17 protein-coding genes are annotated in these 17,724 nt (G+C 68.3%); 8 read left to right on the top strand and 9 right to left on the bottom strand.

The annotated features are described in order from the left end of the window. Positions 1-4: 4 nt before the first annotated feature. Together BO221_RS41820 and BO221_RS41825 are read left to right on the top strand one after the other, a co-directional pair. Positions 5-817, top strand: coding sequence for a glutathione S-transferase family protein (locus BO221_RS41820; RefSeq protein WP_073566502.1), 813 nt, complete (start codon positions 5-7; stop codon positions 815-817). Positions 818-1,444: 627 nt separating this feature from the next. Further along, entirely contained in the window at positions 1,445-1,708 is a 264-nt protein-coding gene (locus BO221_RS41825) for a hypothetical protein (protein WP_143195995.1), read from the top strand. Positions 1,709-1,760: 52 nt separating this feature from the next. On the opposite strand, the gene BO221_RS41830 is transcribed toward BO221_RS41825, so the two are convergent. Next, positions 1,761-2,585, bottom strand: coding sequence for a class I SAM-dependent methyltransferase (locus BO221_RS41830; protein WP_073566504.1), 825 nt, complete (start codon positions 2,583-2,585; stop codon positions 1,761-1,763). A gap of 68 nt (positions 2,586-2,653) precedes the next feature. Next, positions 2,654-3,847, bottom strand: coding sequence for an NAD(P)/FAD-dependent oxidoreductase (locus BO221_RS41835; RefSeq protein ID WP_073566505.1), 1,194 nt, complete (start codon positions 3,845-3,847; stop codon positions 2,654-2,656). 84 nt (positions 3,848-3,931) lie between these two features. Between BO221_RS41835 and BO221_RS41840 the strand changes: the two genes are divergently transcribed. After that, entirely contained in the window at positions 3,932-4,870 is a 939-nt protein-coding gene (locus BO221_RS41840) for a LysR family transcriptional regulator (protein ID WP_073566506.1), read from the top strand. A gap of 149 nt (positions 4,871-5,019) precedes the next feature. On the opposite strand, the gene chrA is transcribed toward BO221_RS41840, so the two are convergent. Next, positions 5,020-6,201 carry a chromate efflux transporter gene (gene chrA / locus BO221_RS41845; RefSeq protein WP_083682273.1) on the bottom strand — a complete coding sequence of 394 codons (1,182 nt, stop codon included), beginning with the start codon at positions 6,199-6,201 and terminating at the stop codon, positions 5,020-5,022. Continuing rightward, positions 6,198-6,641 carry a DoxX family protein gene (locus BO221_RS41850; RefSeq protein WP_073566508.1) on the bottom strand — a complete coding sequence of 148 codons (444 nt, stop codon included), beginning with the start codon at positions 6,639-6,641 and terminating at the stop codon, positions 6,198-6,200. Before BO221_RS41850 ends, chrA begins: the two co-directional genes overlap by 4 nt. Positions 6,642-6,875: 234 nt before the next feature. On the opposite strand from BO221_RS41850, the gene BO221_RS41855 reads away from it, so the two are divergent. From BO221_RS41855 to BO221_RS41865, 3 genes are all read left to right on the top strand, one after another. After that, positions 6,876-8,951 carry a M13 family metallopeptidase gene (locus BO221_RS41855; RefSeq protein ID WP_073566509.1) on the top strand — a complete coding sequence of 692 codons (2,076 nt, stop codon included), beginning with the start codon at positions 6,876-6,878 and terminating at the stop codon, positions 8,949-8,951. A 107-nt stretch (positions 8,952-9,058) separates the two neighbouring features. Beyond that, positions 9,059-11,296: a prolyl oligopeptidase family protein gene (locus BO221_RS41860; RefSeq protein ID WP_073566510.1), complete on the top strand. Its 2,238-nt coding sequence runs from the start codon at positions 9,059-9,061 to the stop codon at positions 11,294-11,296. Positions 11,297-11,416: 120 nt separating this feature from the next. Continuing rightward, the gene (locus BO221_RS41865; protein WP_073566511.1) at positions 11,417-11,809 is read left to right on the top strand and encodes a hypothetical protein; all 393 of its coding nucleotides are present in this window, start codon (positions 11,417-11,419) and stop codon (positions 11,807-11,809) included. A 22-nt stretch (positions 11,810-11,831) separates the two neighbouring features. Here the strand turns inward: BO221_RS41865 and BO221_RS41870 are convergent, their stop codons facing one another. The 4 genes from BO221_RS41870 to BO221_RS41885 form a co-directional block, all read right to left on the bottom strand. Continuing rightward, positions 11,832-12,485 (bottom strand): hypothetical protein, encoded by a 654-nt coding sequence (locus tag BO221_RS41870; RefSeq protein ID WP_143195996.1) that lies wholly within the window; start codon positions 12,483-12,485, stop codon positions 11,832-11,834. Between the two features lie 78 nt (positions 12,486-12,563). Continuing rightward, complete coding sequence (gene dps, locus BO221_RS41875) at positions 12,564-13,070, bottom strand: DNA starvation/stationary phase protection protein Dps (protein ID WP_255408526.1); 507 nt, start codon at positions 13,068-13,070, stop codon at positions 12,564-12,566. Positions 13,071-13,153: 83 nt separating this feature from the next. Next, positions 13,154-13,681 carry a carboxymuconolactone decarboxylase family protein gene (locus tag BO221_RS41880; protein WP_073566514.1) on the bottom strand — a complete coding sequence of 176 codons (528 nt, stop codon included), beginning with the start codon at positions 13,679-13,681 and terminating at the stop codon, positions 13,154-13,156. A 6-nt stretch (positions 13,682-13,687) separates the two neighbouring features. Beyond that, complete coding sequence (locus BO221_RS41885) at positions 13,688-14,242, bottom strand: peroxiredoxin (protein WP_073566515.1); 555 nt, start codon at positions 14,240-14,242, stop codon at positions 13,688-13,690. A 225-nt stretch (positions 14,243-14,467) separates the two neighbouring features. Here BO221_RS41885 and BO221_RS41890 point away from each other — a divergent pair, with 225 nt between their 5' ends. Then, positions 14,468-16,066 carry a sigma 54-interacting transcriptional regulator gene (locus BO221_RS41890; protein WP_073566516.1) on the top strand — a complete coding sequence of 533 codons (1,599 nt, stop codon included), beginning with the start codon at positions 14,468-14,470 and terminating at the stop codon, positions 16,064-16,066. Next, complete coding sequence (locus BO221_RS41895; protein ID WP_073566517.1) at positions 16,063-16,905, top strand: DUF3014 domain-containing protein; 843 nt, start codon at positions 16,063-16,065, stop codon at positions 16,903-16,905. The genes BO221_RS41890 and BO221_RS41895 overlap by 4 nt, the downstream gene beginning before the upstream one ends. Positions 16,906-16,914: 9 nt before the next feature. Here BO221_RS41895 and BO221_RS41900 read toward each other — a convergent pair whose 3' ends face one another. Beyond that, positions 16,915-17,721 (bottom strand): GNAT family N-acetyltransferase, encoded by an 807-nt coding sequence (locus BO221_RS41900; RefSeq protein ID WP_073566518.1) that lies wholly within the window; start codon positions 17,719-17,721, stop codon positions 16,915-16,917. Positions 17,722-17,724: the final 3 nt, after the last annotated feature.

The following is a 17,724-nucleotide window of genomic DNA, read 5'->3' on the forward strand; positions in this document are numbered from 1 at the left end:
GCCCATGGCCCGACCCGAGCTCACGCTGTACCAGTTCCCCATCTCGCACTACTGCGAGAAGACCCGCTGGAACCTCGACGCGAAGGGGATTCCCTACGTCATCGAGAACCTGATTCCCGGCCCGCATCGCTTCGTGACGAAGCGCCTGACGAAGGGGGGCCGGGGCACGGTGCCCGTGCTGGTGGACCGGGGCACGGTGGTCACGGACTCCACGGACATCGCCCTGCACCTGGAGCGGGCCCATGCGTCGGCTCCGGCGCTGATTCCTGCCGGTGGGCCCGAGCGCGAGCGGGTGCTCGAGCTGGAGACGTACTTCGACGAGATGGCCGGCAAGCACGTGCGCCGCTGGGTGTACGCGACGCTCTTCGCCAGTGGAGCGGATATCAAGCCGCTCATGTTCGGCGCGTTCCCGTTGCCGCTGCGGCTGGTGGGCACGGTGCTGTTGCCCGTCATCAAGACGGCCATCCGGCGCCAGTACGCGCTGACGCCCGACAAGGTGGAGGAGTCGCGGGTGAAGTTGCTGGAGGGGTTGGACAGGCTGGAGCGGGAGACGCAGGGAGACCCGTCGCGCTACCTGGTGGGCGAGTCGTTGTCGATCGCGGACATCACCGCGGCGTCGCTCTTCAGCCCGCTGGTGGCGGCCGAGGGCTCGCCGTACGCGCTGCGGCCGGCGGAGGAGGTGCCGAAGGCGCTCGCCGAGCTGCGCGCGTCGGTGGTGGCGAGGCCCGCGGGCCAGTGGCTGTTGCGGCGCTACCGGGAGGACAGGACGCGCGTGGCGCGAGGCTTCGGCGCGAGTGCCACGGTGGCGAACGGCTGAGGCCATCCGAGCCGCTGAGGGTACGGGCGGTCGCATGGGGTGGACGCGGGCCCGGCCGATGGGCTGGGGCTTGTCTCCTCGCCGGCGATGGGGGTGGTTCCTCCGTGTCGCCGCTGTATCCACCCTTGCGGCGCGTCCCGTTGCCAGGAGGTGCCCCTGAGGTTTCGGCGTCGAAGGCTTCGTGCGTACGGGCTGGCGCTCGCGTGCCTGTTGGGTCCTTGGTCCCTGGAGGACATCGCGCGGCCTCTGAGCTCGCCCGAGGTCGTGGTGAAGGGTCCTGATCTCTCCGCACCCGAGTCGAAGGCTCGCTTTACCCTGTCCTCTCCGGCGGTCTCCTCCTTGCTCTGGGCGGCGCTGGGCGTGTCGGCCTTCGTGCTGGCCAGCCAGCTGTGCGTGAGGAGCTGGTATCTCGTCCGTCGCTTCTTCGCGTGGCGGAAACGGCCCATGCGTTGCTCCGCTTGTGGCCTGGGGCGCTCGAGGCTGCTTCCCACCTGGGAGCGCCGGGAGGCCGGGCGCTGGCGGCCGTGGGGGAGACGGAGGAGGGGTTACACCGTCTACTGGTGCCTGGGTTGTGGGGCGGCCCGAGCCACACGCCGCCGCCGCTCGTGTGAGCGCTGTGGTGGAGGCATGAGGATCCAACGGACCCGGGTCCGGTGCCGTCCCTCGGCGTATGACACAGGCCAGGTAGAGGTGAGGGAAGTCTGCGTGGGCTGTGGCGGGAGTTACGTCTTCCGGTGCACCACGTCGGGACTGTGTTCCGCGGACTTGCTGTGGAACGACCAGCGCATCAATCGTGCCGCGGATATCCTGGATGATGCCATCGATTGCCCGGGTGATGCCATCGATTGCCCGGGTGATGCCATCGATTGCCCGGGTGATGCCATCGATTGATGGAGACCCAGGCCCGATAGCCAGGAGGGGATCGGCGGCGAGGCTTGCTGCCCTAGAACTCGTAACGCAGGTGCCGGACCAGGTTCCGATAGAACGGCAGTCGGCCCAGGGCCCCAGCCATTGCTCCGGAGAACCTGTTCCTGGTCAGCCGGCTGACCAAGTCGGGCATTGTCAGGAACCTGATGTCCTCGGCGAGGTGAAGTTTCGGGACCTGCTTCTCGAGGTCGTGCGGATCATCGATTCCCCAGACGAGCTCGACCTTCGCGCCACGCACCGTCGCGAGGCGGGAAACCATGCGCACCATGGCCCCGCTGTAGCCGTCGAAGGCGATCTGCCCGCTCGGGAACTGCTCGGTGATCCGCCGGAACAACGACGTCCCGTCCTTCTCGTGCAGGTACATCATCAGGCCCTCGGCGATGACGATCACCGGCGTGTCTCCTGGGATGGCGTCGAGCCAGGAGAGCTCCGTCACCGATGAGCCAATCCGGTGATAGCCGTCGCGCTCGGGATAGAGCTGCTCGCGCAGGGCGATGACGTCGGGGAAGTCGACGTCGAACCAACGGACCTGGGGCCCCGGGTTGATTCGATACACGCGGGTGTCGAGGCCGCAGCCGAGGTGCAGGACCGTCGACTCGGGGTTGGCGGCGAGGAACGCTCGCGTCCACTGGTCGAAGTGCCGGGCCCGTATCGGCAGGGAGATCTCGCCCCCTTTCGGCAGCTTCAACTCCTTGAAGTCGTAGTCGATGCGTGCGACCGCATCCGCGGCGAATCGGTCGCCGAGGATGGGATTCTCGACCGCGGCGTCCAGGGCCTTGCCGTACAGCGTGGCGAGGTACGTCTCCTTCTCCTTGGTCAGACGAACCTTTTTCGTTTCCATGGCCCGAGGAGTGAAACAACCCCTCTCTCCCTGGTCAAGCAACCCGGCTTTTCACGGACCATGGCCGCTCACGCGCGCGGTTGGTCCCACTCCAGGCGGTACGAGTACATCTTCGACTGGCCGGAGGCACCGAGCCGCAGGAAGAAGGGCAGCATCCGATCCCGGAACCACTCCGACAGCGCGCTATTCACTGCCTTGCCGCTCCCATTCCTGCGCGCGGCGCGGAAGATGGCATCCACCCGGGGACGACGGGCCTTCTCGAAGGCGGCGAAGGCCTTCGACGGGGCGTCGATGTCTCGCAGGCATCGGGCCAGCACCAGCGCATCCTCCATGGCGAGGGCCGCGCCCTGTCCCGCACTCGGGGACATCGCATGCGCGGCGTCTCCCAGCAGGCAGACCCGGCCCGAGTGCCAACGCGGCATCGCGTGAAGATCGTAAATGGGCCAGGGCCCCAGAAGCCGTGGCGTGGCGCGAATCACATCACTGACCCACGGAGGATCCTCCCGATGCAGCTCCAGGAGCCGCTCGCGCTCCCGGGTGGGGTCCGGGCTCTTTCGGAGTGCCTCCGGGTCCGAGCTCCCGGGTGCTCCGTTGTGGAACCACCAGATCTCCCCCGACGGCGTGACGAAGGTGCCGAAGAACGCCCGCCGCCCGAAGAGCATGAGATTGATGCCCGGCGGCACGGGCACCTGGATGCCCTGGGCGAAGCCTCCGTAATCGAGGAGCCCCGTGAAGCTCGGGGCCGGGGCCTCTGGGAGGATCAGCGATCGCACCCGGGAGCGCAGTCCATCACAGCCGATGAGGATGTCCGCTGACGACTCGGAGCCATCCTCGAAGCGGGCAATGACGTGGCTCGGGTGGGACTCGTCCACCCCCATGAGCCGCTGACCCCACCGGATCTCCACGCCCTGCCGGGCGGCCTCCTCCGCGAGGATGGCGTTCAGCTGCCCACGACGGATCATCGTCAGGGGTCTGCCGAACGCGCTCGCATCCCCGCTGCGATCGATGACTCCGATGGAATCCCCCTTCCGGTTGATGAATTGGAACGCTTCACACGGCGTTCCCGCAGTGGCCACGGCGCCGGCAACTCCCAGTGGCTCCAGGGCATTCATCCCGTTTGGGGCGACACCCAGGAAGGCGCCTTCTCCCACTGCGGCCGTCGGCCGGGCCTCGGCGATGGAGACCTCCATCCCCAGCCGTTTGAGCCACATTCCCAGAACGGGTCCCGCGATGCCTCCCCCCACGATCAGCACTTTGCGCATGTCTCTCGGCCTCCGTTTCCAGCTTCCTATACGGAGACCTTGATTCAGTTGCAGTGATGATTCGTGATCATATCGTACACCGATATGAACCTATCCTCCCTCGACCTGAACCTGCTCCTCGTGCTGCACACGGTGCTCGAGGAGAAGAGCGTGGCGAAGGCCGCGGCGTCGCTGCACGTGACGTCCTCGGCCGTGAGCAATGCGCTCGGACGGCTGCGCGGGTTGCTGGGAGATCCCCTGCTGGTCCGCCATGGGCGCGGCCTGGTGCCCACACGCAAGGCCATCGAGCTGGCTCCGCGCCTTCGCGCCGCGCTCGAGGAATTGCAGGGGGCGCTGGAAGGAGCCGCCGCCCCCTTCGTGCCCGCCCAGACCGACCGGATGTTCGCGCTGGCGTGCTCGGACAATGACCAGCTCGCGAGGGTCCCCCGGATCGCCGCGGCCTTCTCGGCGCGGATGCCGCGTGCGACGCTGCGGATCGTCAGCATCGACCAGCTCGAGGCCACGGACGGACTCGCCAGCGGGCAGGTGGATGCCGTCATTGCTCCAATCGAGGCCGCCGGGCCGGGATTGCATGCGGCGGAGCTGTATCGCGACGAAGCGGTGATGGTGGTCCGCCGGGATCACCCCAAGGTGGGCAAGCGGCTGTCGAAGCAGGCCTTCAATGAACTGGGGCACGTGGACATCTGGCTCTCCATCGAGGGGCCAGGAGTGGGGCACCGCTTCATCGAGGGGTTCCTCCAGCGGAACGGCCTGCGGCGATCCGTCTCGCTGATCGTGCCTGGCTTCGCCGCCGCGGCGATGGCCGCCGCGACCACCGACCTGATCGCGGGCCTACCGCGCCTCGTGGCGGAGGCGCTCGCTCAACACCTGCCCCTGCGGATTGTCGAGCTGCCCGTGGCCCCACCGCCTTTTCAGATGCACCTCCTCTGGCATGAGCGCACGCATGCCGATGAGGGAGCGCGCTTCTTCCGGGAGCTCGTCCTCGGAGCCATGCGCACCAACCAGCCCTTCAAGCCGAGATGAGCAGGATGGTCCTAAGCCAGCCGAAGTAAGTCCGTTCAGGGGTCTGTCCTCAGCTCGAAAGCAGGAGGGACCCCTCCGGGCACGGTCTCGCCAGACTTGTCCAACAGTTGGACAAGTTCGTGAAGAGCGCGCCCGGAAGGCGGACTCACTCACCCCTGAACGGACTTTGTTCCGATGGCTTGGAAGCCCACCAGCAGCCCCACCAGCGCGCCACCCAGTACGAGCCACGCGGAGTTGACGCGGTAACGAATCAGCAGCACGGCACTGACAATCGCGAGGCCCACCGTCCACACGTCCACCAGGGTCGCGCGCCCGAGCTGCCAGGTAACGGTGGCCATCAGTGACAGGGAGGCCATGTTGACGCCATCGAGGAAGGCGCCCGCCACCCACGAGCGGCGCATGCGGGGAACCAGCGGTCCACTCACCGCGACGAAGAAGAACGCCGGCAGGAAGATGCCCACCGTGGCCACCACCGCGCCCGAGGTGCCTCCCAGCACGTAGCCGATGAAGGTCGCCGTGGTGAAGACGGGCCCTGGCGTCACCTGGCCCACCGCCACCGCGTCCAGCAATTGCGCCTCGGTGAGCCAGCCCCAGCGCTCCACCAGGTCCGCGCGCAGGAAGGCCAGAAGCACGTAGCCGCTGCCGTAGAGGATGGAGCCCACCTTCAGGAAGAAGAGGAAGAGGCCACCAAGGCTGAAGCCCGGAGCCGTTGTCGCCGCCACCACTCCGCCCAGTGGCAGGCCCGGGAGGAGCGCCCTCACCGCCGGGGGCGCAGTGCCTCCGCCCTCGCGCCGCCGGGCCACCCACCGCCACAGCGTCACGAAGCCGCCCGCGAGCAGCAGCAGGAGCAGCTCGTTCACTCCCAGGAAGGCCAGGGCCACGCAAGCCACGCCCACCGCCGCCAGCAGCCTCGTCTTCGCCGCCCCGCGCGTCAGTCCCCAGATGGCCTGCAGCACCACGGCGATGATGACGGGCTTCACGCCATACAGGACATGCCCCACTCGTGGGAGCTGTCCGTAGCGCGTGTAAACCCAGCCGATGGCCAACACGATGAGGAACGCCGGCAGGATGAAGCACGTGCCCGCCACCACCAGCCCGCTCCAGCCCGCCCGCCGGTGCCCGATGTGGATGGCCAGCTCGGTCGAGTTCGGCCCGGGAATGAGGTTGGCGGCTCCGAGCAGATCCAGGAACTCCTCGCGCGTGAGCCACTTCCGGCGCCGGACGACCTCGTCCTCCATCAGTGCGATGTGGGCCGCCGGGCCGCCGAAGGCCGTCGTTCCCAGCCGCAGGAAGAGCAGCGCCAGCTCCCGCAGCGCCCCCGGCTCGCTCACTTGCGCCGCTCCGCTTCCGCCGACAGCCGCGCGTCCACCGACCACGGCCCCGCTCCGACGAGCAGCAGGAAGATCGAGCCGAGCAGCATGGAGAAGTCCGTCCGGGACTCGTGTGCCATGCTCCAGAAGCCGCGGCTCATCAGGATGGGCACCTTCGTGCTGGCGATGGCCACCAGCATGTTGATGATCAGCGGCACCGCCGCCAGCCGCGTCAACAAGCCGAGCAGCAGCAGCGTGCCCCCGATGATCTCCACCACCCCGACGAAGGGCGCCAGCACCTCGGGCGCGGGCAGGCCGATCTTCGTGAAGCGGCCCACTCCCAATTCCCCCGGGTAGAGAAACTTCTGGATGCCTTCGGACAGGAAGACAGCCCCCACCATCACCCGGATGAGCAACGTCGCGGGCGGAGCCTCGCTGGACAGAAGTCGATCGAAGCGCATCGCGTCACACCCTCCCTGCCGGCCGCTCTTCGCACGGATTGTGTGCGCTGTCGCGGCTCATTCTCGTCACGACGCCCTGTGTCGAAGGCGTTGCACCAGGGGCGGGTGGACGACTCACGCGCGGCTCGGGCAGCATGCGCCCCCCGAAGGGGGCAACCGGGCAGCCATGGGAATTCCCAGCCGCTCCCGGGGTTACCTGCCTTCGTCTCACCCGACACAGCACAGCGAGAACGCATGAACAGCAAGAAGCCCCTCCGCCTTTCCTGGGCTCCCACGCTCGGGGCCTGCCTCCTCCTGGGATGCACGGCCACCTCGCGCAACACCCAGCCGGAAACGGCCGTCCAGGCCTCCACGCCCCGGACCCTCGGCGTCGACACCAAGAACTTCGACCCCAGTGTGCGCCCGCAGGATGACTTCTTCCGCTACGTCAACGGCACGTGGCTGAAGACGGCGGTAATGCCCGCCGACAAGGCCCGTTACGGCTCCTTCATCGAGCTGCGCGACAAGAGCGAGGCCGCCCTGCGCGTCATCATCGAGGAGGCCGCCGCCACCCAGGGCAAGAAGCCCGGGACGGATCCACAGAAGGTCGGTGACCTGTACCAGAGCTTCATGGACACCGATCGCATCGAGGCGCTCGGCATCCAGCCGGTGCGCGGGGACCTCGAGCGCATCGCCGCGCTCCAGGACAAGCAGGGGCTGGCCGAGCTGTTCGCCGCCTTCGCGCACATGGGCGTGCAGACGCCGATCTCCGTGTTCGTGGGCCAGGACGCGAAGCAGACCACGCGCTACATCACCTATGCGAACCAGAGCGGCCTGGGCCTGCCGGATCGCGACTACTACTTCAAGCAGGAGCCGCGCTTCGCCGAGACGCGCGCCGCGTACCTCACGTACATCGAGACGCTCCTGGGTCTGGCGGGGGAGAAGGACCCGGCCGGCGCGGCCAAGGCCATCCTGGCGCTCGAGACGTCGCTCGCGGAGAAGCACTGGGACCGCGTGCGCAACCGTGATCGCGAGGCCACCTACAACCTCAAGAGCGTGGCCGAGCTGGAGCAGCTCACCCCTGGCTTCTCCTGGTCGCGCTATCTCAAGGCCCTGGGGGCGGAGAAGACGCCGGGTGTCATCATCCGCCAGCCGGACTACTTCCAGGCCATGGCCGCGGTGCTCGCCCAGACGCCGCTGCCCACGCTCAAGCAGTACCTCACCTTCAAGCTGCTCGACGACATGGCGCCCCTGCTCAGCTCCCAGTTCGAGCAGGCCGAGTTCGTCTTCCGCGGCAAGACGCTCCAGGGCCTCCAGGAGAACCGCCCCCGCTGGAAGCGCGGCGTGGAAACGGTGGACGGCGCGCTGGGCGAGGTGCTCGGCAAGCTCTACGTGGATCGCCACTTCAGCCCCGCCAGCAAGGCCCGCATGCAGGAGCTGGTGAAGAACCTGCGGGTGGCCTTCGAGCAGGGCATCGACCAGCTCGAGTGGATGGGCCCGGACACGAAGACCCAGGCCAAGGCCAAGCTGACCAAATTCAACGTGAAGATCGGCTACCCGGAGAAGTGGCGGGACTACTCCGCGATCTCCGTCAGCAAGGACGACCTGGTGGGCAACGTGAAGCGCGCCACCGGGTTCGAGATCCGCCGCAACCTCGACAAGCTGGGCAAGCCCATCGACCGGCTCGAGTGGGGCATGACGCCGCAGACGGTGAACGCCTACTACAGCTCGACGATGAACGAGATCGTCTTCCCGGCCGCCATCCTCCAGCCTCCCTTCTTCAATCCCGAGGCGGATGACGCCGTCAACTACGGCGCCATCGGAGCCGTCATTGGCCATGAGATCAGCCACGGCTTCGACGACCAGGGCAGCCGCTCCGACGGTGACGGCAACCTGCGTGACTGGTGGACCGCGCAGGACAAGGCTGCCTTCCAGCAGCGCACCGGCATGCTGGCGGACCAGTACTCCGCCTTCACCCCGCTGCAGGGCATGAACGTCAACGGCAAGCTGACGCTGGGCGAGAACATCGGTGACCTGAGCGGCCTCACCGTGGCCTTCAAGGCCTACAAGCTGTCGCTGGGCGGCCAGGAGGCTCCGGCCATCGAGGGCTTCACCGGGGACCAGCGCTTCTTCCTCGGCTGGGGCCAGGTGTGGCGCACGCTGCACCGCGACGATGCCCTGCGGCAGCAGCTCCTCACGGATACGCACTCGCCCGGCGAGTACCGGGTGAACGGCGTGGTGCGCAACATGCCCGAGTTCTACTCCGCCTTCGGTGTGAAGGAGGGTGACGGCGCGTACCTGCCTCCCGAGAAGCGCGTGAAGGTCTGGTAGTTTTTCAGTGACGGCGTGCACCCGGGGGCGCTTCCGACGCGGCGAGTCATGTCACTCCGCGTCCGTTTCGGAAATACGCCCCCGGGCTGATAGGTTCGCGCGCCACCATGAAACTCCGCGCATTCTCCGCCGCCGCGTGCGCCCTCTGGCTCACGCACTGCAGCCATGCCCCGACGCAGCTGGAGGCCCAGGCCCCCAGCGCGTCTCAGCCCTCCACCACGCCCGCCGCTTCCAGCACGGCGAGCGCTCCCTCCCAGGCCTCCTCGCGCCCGAGCTATCCCTCCGCGCGCAAGGACGACGTGGTCGACGACTACCACGGCACCAAGGTGGCCGATCCGTACCGCTGGCTGGAGAACCCCGACTCGCCCGAGTCCCGCCAGTGGATCGAGGCCCAGAACCAGCTCGCCTTCGGCTATCTGGAGAAGATCCCCCTCCGCGCGCAGCTCAAGCAGCGGATGACGGAGCTGTGGGACTACGAGAAGTACAGCGTTCCCTGGCGTGAGGGCAGCCGCTACTTCTTCTTCCGCAACAACGGCCTGCAGGCCCAGGCCGTGCTCCACACGGCGGACTCGCTCGCGGCCGATCCCCGCGTCCTGCTCGATCCGAACACGCTGTCCGCGGATGGCACGGTGGCCCTCTCGGGCCTCGACATCACCGACGATGGCAACCTGATGGCGTACGGCGTGGCCGCCGCCGGCAGCGACTGGAAGGAGATCCGCGTGCGGGACGTGCGCACGGGCAAGGATCTGCCGGACATCATCAAGTGGGTGAAGTTCTCCGGCTCGTCCTGGACGAAGGACGGCAAGGGCTTCTTCTACAGCCGCTATGACGAGCCCAAGGCCGCCGAGGCCATGAGCGGCGCCAACTATTTCCAGAAGCTCTATTTCCACAAGCTGGGCACGCCGCAGGCCGAGGACGTCCTCGTCTACGACCGCAAGGACCAGAAGGAGTGGGGCTTCGGCGGCTCCGTTTCCGACGATGGCCGCTACCTGCTCATCAACGTGTGGCGCGGCTCCGAGCCGAAGAACCTCATCCTCTACAAGGACCTGAAGGATCCCAAGGCCCAGGTCGTCGAGCTGCTCAAGGACTGGGATGCGGAGTACGACTACGTCGGCAACGACGGCACGCTCTTCTGGTTCAAGACGGACCTGGAGGCGCCGCGCGGCCGCATCATCGCCATCGACCTGCGCAAGCCGGAGCGCAAGAACTGGAAGGAGATCATCCCCCAGGGCGAGGAGACGCTGTCGGGCGTCAACATCGTCAACAACCAGTTCATCGTCAGCGTGATGAAGGACGCGCACTCGCAGGTGCGGCTGTACTCGCTCGATGGCAAGGCCAAGGGCGAGCTGGCGCTGCCCGGTCTGGGCTCCTCCTTCGGCTTCGGTGGCAAGCGCCAGGACACGGAGACCTTCTACGCCTACTCCAGCTACACCACGCCCACGACCATCTACCGCTATGACCTGAAGGCCGGTCAGAGCCAGGTGTTCAAGGCGCCGAAGGTGAAGTTCGATCCGTCGCAGTACGAGACGACGCAGATCTTCTACACGAGCAAGGATGGCACCCGCGTCCCCATGTTCCTCAGCCACAAGAAGGGGCTGAAGCTGGATGGGACGAACCCGACGCTGCTCTACGGCTACGGCGGCTTCAACGCCCCGATGACGCCGGGCTTCAGCGTGGCCAACCTGGTGTGGATGGAGCAGGGCGGCGTCTTCGCCGTGGCCAACCTGCGCGGCGGTGGCGAGTACGGCCGTGAGTGGCACCTGGCCGGCACGAAGCTGAAGAAGCAGAACGTCTTCGACGACTTCATCGCCGCGGCCGAGTGGCTCATCGCCAACAAGTACACGGCCACCCAGCGCCTGGCCATCACCGGCCGCTCCAACGGTGGCCTGCTGGTGGGTGCGGCGGTGACGCAGCGTCCGGAGCTGTTCGGCGTGGCCCTGCCGGGCGTGGGCGTGATGGACATGCTGCGCTTCCACAAGTTCACCATCGGCTGGGGGTGGACGAGCGACTACGGCTCCGCGGAGAACCCGGAGGAGTTCAAGGCGCTCTACGCGTACTCGCCGCTGCACAACCTGAAGCCGGGCACGCGCTACCCGCCCATGCTCGTCCACACCGCGGACCACGATGACCGCGTGGTGCCGGGCCACAGCTTCAAGTTCACCGCGGCCGCCCAGGCGGCGCAGGCCGGTGAGGCCCCGGTGCTCATCCGCATCGAGACCAAGGCCGGTCACGGCGCGGGCAAGCCCACCGGGAAGATCATCGAGGAGTACACGGACCTGTGGGCCTTCACGCTGCAGCAGATGGGGCTGGGCGGGGGTCAGGCCGTCGCGGGTGAGACGCGCTGAGCTCCAGGTGAGGTGAAGCGGGCGGCCGTCCGGGCGCATTCCCGGGTGACTGCCCGCTTCCTTGTCTCCCACTGAAGGGCATCCACCTTGTCCGGAACAACTCGGACAAGGAGATGCACCGTGAAGAAGCTTTCCATCCTGGCCGCCGCCACCTTCGCGCTCGCCCTCGGGGGTTGTGCCAATACGTCGAAGGCGCACGAGGCCGATGAGTCCTCCAACGAAGAAGCGGTGTGGCGGCCCTACGACGAGCGGGCGCGCGAGGACCGTGAGGGCGCTCCCACCGTCTACGACGGCGAGGTCTCCGGAGACAGCGGCCAGCACTCCAAGGTGACGACGCCCGACGGGCAGACGTGGGACACCACGGAGGAGCCCGGCGGGGACGAGCCGAAGACCCCGGCCACCAAGGACAGTGAGGAGGCCACCGGCGGCTCCGGCGATGTGAAGCAGGACGAGGTGAAGGAGGACGTCGAGATCATCGACGAGGGCCCGACGGACCAGGCGCCCCAGGAGTAATCCCGGAGCTCATGGCGCGGCGTCAGGCGGGCTCGCGGAGCTTCGCCACGGCCGCGACGAGCACGGAGGTGTAGTCGGTGAAGCCCTCGGGGGCCTTCCCCTCGGGGCGCAGCACCGCGCCCTTGCCACCCACCGCGCCGAAGCGCACGCCGGGGACCTCGAAGTACCCGCCATGGAAGGCGTCCTGGATGAGTTGGGCCTGCTGCTCGGGATTCATCTTCGTCCAGGGCTTCCCCGCGCGCAGCGCCTTCACGTAGTCGTAGCCGTCGCCGAAGCCCTGTGCCCACAGCGACTCGGCCACGTAGCCGATTCCGTGGTGCTGGTACTGCCAGACGTGGACGCACTCGTGGACGAGCAGCCACGTCTTGTCCTTGTCCCCGCGCCACATGGCGTCGTAGTCGGGGGAGGGCACGTTGAGCGTGTTGCCCAGCACGAAGGCCCGGCTGCCGTTGATGCTCGCGATGAAGGGGGCCATCCGCACCAGGCGCACGGGCTTGTAGTCGAGCCCGTCACCGAACACCTCGCGCAGCAGCCACACCTCCGCGTCGCTCAGGGAGCGCTTGTCGCCGCCCGGAGCGCCCTTGTTCGAGGCGGCCGCTCCCACCGCGTGGAGGCCTGGTGCCTCCCGTCCCTCGGGGGGCACTGCCTGGGAACGGGGTGAATCCCGGCCTGACATGTCGAGGCTCCTCGCGTGGACCGCGACGCGAAGGTTAGCCCGGCACGGCCAGGCCGGTCACGCCCCGGCCCTCCAGGATCAGCCCTCCAGTGAGGCGCGCAGGAACCAGGCGTGCTTCTCGAACTCGGTGATGATGCCGGTGAGCAGGTCCACCGTGTCCGTGTCCTGGTGCTGCTCGGCCACCTTGCGGCTGTCGCGCGCGCCCGCCAGGTAGGCCTCGATGCGGTCGGCCAGCAGCCGCACGTGCTCCAGGTCCCTCGAGGTGTCCTGCGGGTAGTCCGGCAGGCGGCTCGTCTTCGCCACGTGCCGGCTGGTGCCGTACGCCTTGCCGCCCAGCGTCACCGCGCGCTCGGCCACCGAATCGTTGTGGGCCGCCAGGCTCACCGCGAACGTCTCGAAGAGCGGGTGGAGCGCCGCGAACTGCGGGCCCTTGATGTTCCAGTGGGCGACCTTGATTTGACTGTGGAGATCCAGACCATCCGCCAGCCGCTCGTTGAGGGTGGCGGAGACGGCGGAGCGGGTCTGTTCGGAGAGGGGGCTCGGGCTGCGGTACATGCGTTCGTTCCTTTCGTGTGTGTTTGAGATTGAGATGCGTGGGCCCGCAAAGTGACGCGCCCCCCGGTGTTGCCACCGGAGGGCGTGTCTGATGTCAGCGTGAAGCGGAACGTCTACGACTCGAGGCCCACCGCCGCCGCGTGGATGACCGAGGCGATGCGGACCGCGTCGTGCACCTGGTCCTCCGAGAGGCCGCCCTCGATGACGACCTTCTCGTGGGACTGGACGCACGTCTCGCAGCCGTTGATGGCGCTCACCGCCAGGCAGACGAGCTCGAAGTCCACCTTGTTGGTGAGGACCTGCACCAGCCGGTTCATCCGCAGACCGGCCCGCTTGGTGGAGTAGGACTCCTTCCCCACCATGTGGCGGAACCGGTAGTAGACGTTGTTCATCCCCATCAGCGAGGCCGCGGCGCGCGCGTCCTCGATGACAGGCTCGGCCTTCTCGCCCAGCGCCTGACGGGCCTCGTGCAGCACGGCCTCCTTCAGCCGCTCGTTCCGAGCCGCGAAGGCGCTGCCCACCGCCACTCCCCAACGCTGCTCGGGGGTGAGGCTGTTGTTCTCCAGCACCGACTGGAGGTTCAGCCGGGTGTCCCGGTGGGCATCCGTCAACTCACCACGAACGACTTCGAGCGACGCCATGACGTATTACCCCGCCTTCGCCAGCTTCTTGGTGAGGGTCTCCTCGCCCTTCTGCCAGTTGCAGGGGCACAGCTCGTCCGTCTGGAACGCGTCCAGCGTGCGGAGCGTCTCGGACACGTTACGGCCCACCGACAGGTCGTTCACCGACACGTGCCGGATGATGCCCTGCGGGTCGATGATGAAGGTCGCGCGCAGCGCCACGCCCGCGTCCTTGTGCAGGATGCCCAGGCCCGCGCTCAGCTCGCGCTTGATGTCCGCCAGCATCGGGAAGGGCAGACCCTTGAGGTCCGGGTGGTGCGTACGCCACGCGTGGTGCACGTACTCGCTGTCGGTGCTCAGGCCCAGCACCTGCGCGTTGCGGTCCTGGAAGTCCTTGTCGCGCTTGCCGAACTCGGCGATCTCGGTCGGGCAGATGAAGGTGAAGTCCTTCGGCCAGGAGAAGAGCACCAGCCACTTGCCCTTGTAGCTGTCCTGGTTGATCTCCTTGAACTCCTTGCCCTTCTCCAGGCTCACCACCGAGGTGAGGTTGAACGCGGGGATCTTGTCGCCAACGGTCAGCATGTGATTCGACTCCTTGGGGGTTGAGGCCTGCCTGCTGGCAGACCGGACAGGGTTTCTTCGCGTACTACTCTGAGCAGCGTCCGTGCCAGGGAAACTCCACCTGTGATTCCAAAGGGTTGACTCCTACCCACTCCCCGGACGACGCCGCCGGACCGGTGCATACCGAAATTTCGGTGCCCGGCGCCACTGACATTTCGGTGGCGCCCCGGTTATCTACAAGGACGCATGGCGGATGACATCGTTTCTGTGACGCGAAATGGATTTCGGCAGGAAGCCCGGGACCTGGTCGAGCTGGCGGCCTCGGAAGAGGCCGTGGCGGAGCTGCTGCGCCGGGGCCTGGACTGGCTCACGCGGGTGGTGCGCTTCGACCTGGCCACGCTCTTCTTGCTGCGAGAAGGAAAGCTGGTGGCGGTGGCGGCGCGAGGGCCGCTGGCCTCGGACAAGGTGCGGCGCCACGAGCTGAAGCTGACGGACTTCCCCACGCTGCGCCAGGCGTTGGAGACGCGCCGGGCCCGCGCCTTCACCGACGAGGACCACTCGCACGGAGATGGAGATCCCTTCGACGGGGTGTTGGACCTGCCGCCCGGGCACTCGTGCATGGTGGTGCCGCTGTGCGCGGGGGAGAGCTGCTTCGGCCTGCTGACGTTGGACCGGACGGAGTGCGAGACGTACCCGCAGGCGCTGGTGGAGCTGGTGGAGGTGTACGGGCAGATGCTGGCCACCACGCTGCAGGAGACGCAGCAGAAGAGCACCCTGGAGCGGCTGCACCGGCGGGAGCACGAGCACGCGCGCTTGCTGGAGGCGCAGCTGGGCGGGGACGAGGTGGGGGTGCTGGAGACGTCGCGCAGCGCGGCGGTGCGGGAGCTGGCGCGGCGGGCGCGGCAGGTGGCGGAGACGGAGACGCCGGTGCTGCTGCTGGGCGAGACGGGCACGGGCAAGGAGCGGCTGGCGCGGGCGGTGCACCGCTGGAGCGCCCGGGCCGAGGCGCCCTTCGTGACGCTCAACTGCGCGGCCATTCCCGCCGGCCTGCTGGAGAGCGAGCTGTTCGGCCACGTGAAGGGGGCCTTCACTGGCGCCACGCGGGACAGGGCCGGGCGCTTCCAGATGGCGCACGGGGGCACGCTCTTCCTGGACGAGGTGGGCGAGCTGCCCGTGGAGCTGCAGGCCAAGCTGTTGCGTGCCCTGCAGGAGAAGACCTTCGAGCCCGTGGGGAGCGACAAGACGGTGCGCGCGGACGTGCGGATTCTCGCGGCCACGCACGTGGACCTGCAGCAGGCCATCTCCCAGCGGCGCTTCCGGGAGGACCTGTACTACCGGTTGAGCGTCTTCCCGCTGCGGCTGCCTCCGCTGCGCGAGCGGCTGGAGGATCTGCCCCAGTTGTGCGCCTCCCTCCTGGAGGAGCAGGCCCGGCGCACCGGACGGCGCGGGGTGAAGGTGACGGCGGATGGGATTGCCCGCCTGGCGGCGTACGACTGGCCGGGCAACATCCGCGAGCTGGCCAATGCGCTGGAGCGTGCCACCATCCTGTCGCGCAAGCTGGAGCTGGGGGCCGAGGCCTTTGACTTGCCCCTCCGCGTGCCGGGGGCGAAGGCGGCCGTGGAGGCGCCGCCGCTGATGGAAGGCGCGGTGCCCACGCTGGAGGAGGTGCAGCGCCAGCACATCCTGCGTGTGCTGACGCTGACGCAGGGCCGCATCTACGGCCCGGGCGGCGCGGCGGCGTTGTTGGGTCTCAAACCCTCCACCCTGCAGAGCCGGATGAAGAAGCTGGGCATCGCCCGGTTGGAGCAGTACGTCGCGGTGACACCCAGCCTGGAGGAATCATGAGCGAACCGCAGCAGCCCCAGGGGGCACCCACCGGCGCACCGGCGCCCGGTCCCTCGCGCAAACCCATCGTGTTGGCCATGGCCGCCCTCGCCGTGGTGGGCGCGGGCCTCCTCTGGTTCGCCCTGCGCGACAAGCCGGAGCTTCCGGAGCCCGCCTCTTCGCCGGCGACTCCGCCCGTGGCCGCGGCCCCCACGCCCGACGCTCAGCCGGCGGCTCCCGCCACCCCCACGGTGCCTCTGCCTCCGCTGGGCCAGAGCGATGCCCGCGTGCGTGAGCTCGTGGGCCCGTTGTCTCCCCTCCCCGAGCTGGCGAAGTGGCTCGCCTCCACCGAGGACCTCGTCCGGCGCTTCACCACCGCCGCCGGCAACATCGCCGAGGGCGAGAGCCCCCGCGCCGCGCTCTCCTTCATGGCTCCCACCGGGACCTTCCAGGTCGTCGAGCGCGAGGGCCGCACCTTCATCGCCCCCGAGAGCTACGCCCGCTATGACGGGGTGTCGCGGGTCTTCGGCTCGCTCGACACGCGGGCCAGTGTGCGGACGTACCAGACGCTCAAGCCGCTCATCGACACGGCCTACCAGGAGATCAGCCGCCCCGGTCAGCGCTTCGACCAGACGCTCTCCAACGCCATCCAGAAGATGCTCGATACACCGGTGCCCGAGGGCGAGCTGGAGGTGGTGGACACGCCGGGGGTGAACTACGCCTACGCGGCCCCGGAGTTGGAGCAGCTCAGCGCCGCGCAGAAGCACCTGCTGCGCATGGGGCCGGGCAACGCCCGCATCATCCAATCGAAGCTGCGGGAATTGCAGGGCGCGCTCTCGCTGCCCCGCGCCAGCCGCTGACGCTCCGGCTCACCGGCTCCGCGCGGGCTCCGCCATGTAGAAGTGGAAGCGCGTCACGGGCCGGTAGCCCATGCGGCGGTACACGGGCAGGCCCGCCGGGGTGGCGTGCAGCACCGTGCGTTGAATCCCCCACTCGCGCTCCGCCTCGGCGAGCGCGTGGCGCATGACGGCCTCGGCACAGCCGAGCTGCCGGTGCGAGGGCAGGGTGGCCACCATCGAGATGTAGGCCACGCCGTCCACCCGGATGACGGCCGCGCCGGTGGCGGCCTCTCCGTGGCGGTAGCCGACGAAGCCCTTGCCGTCGCCCTCGAAGAGGCGCGGTACGTCGAAGGTCTCTCGCCCCGAGGGAAGCGGCAGGTCGTAGCTGCGCGAGTTGACGTCGGCGAGGTCGCACCGCCCCCGGGAGTCCCTGGCCTGGCGGATCTCCATCACCGGCCGCGGCCGCATGTCGGGGGCGAGGCGCTCGGCCACCATGCCGGTGGCCACCATGGACAGCTTCAACCCATGGGGGGCGAGCCGCTCCCCGGCCCGCTCTCGCAGCCGGAGAGGCACCCGGTCCTCGCAGAGGGCGAGCATCCATCCCCGTCCCTTGGGCGCCAGGTGACGGGCGGCGGTGGCGGCCGCCCGCTCCAGGGCCTCCTCCGTCTCCACCGGGGCGGGGAGGAAGGCCGCGTTCATCATCGACCAGGAGACGTTGCTCGACGCGATGCTCACCTCGGGCAGGTCGAGCACTTCTCCGGCGATGCTGTTCCTGGCGAAGAAACACCAGGAACGGTGCAACTGGGTGTTGGACTCGTGGATCTCGTCGTGGGACATGCG

The sequence above is a fragment of the Archangium sp. Cb G35 genome (genome assembly GCF_001896145.1).
Lineage (GTDB): Bacteria > Myxococcota > Myxococcia > Myxococcales > Myxococcaceae > Archangium > Archangium violaceum.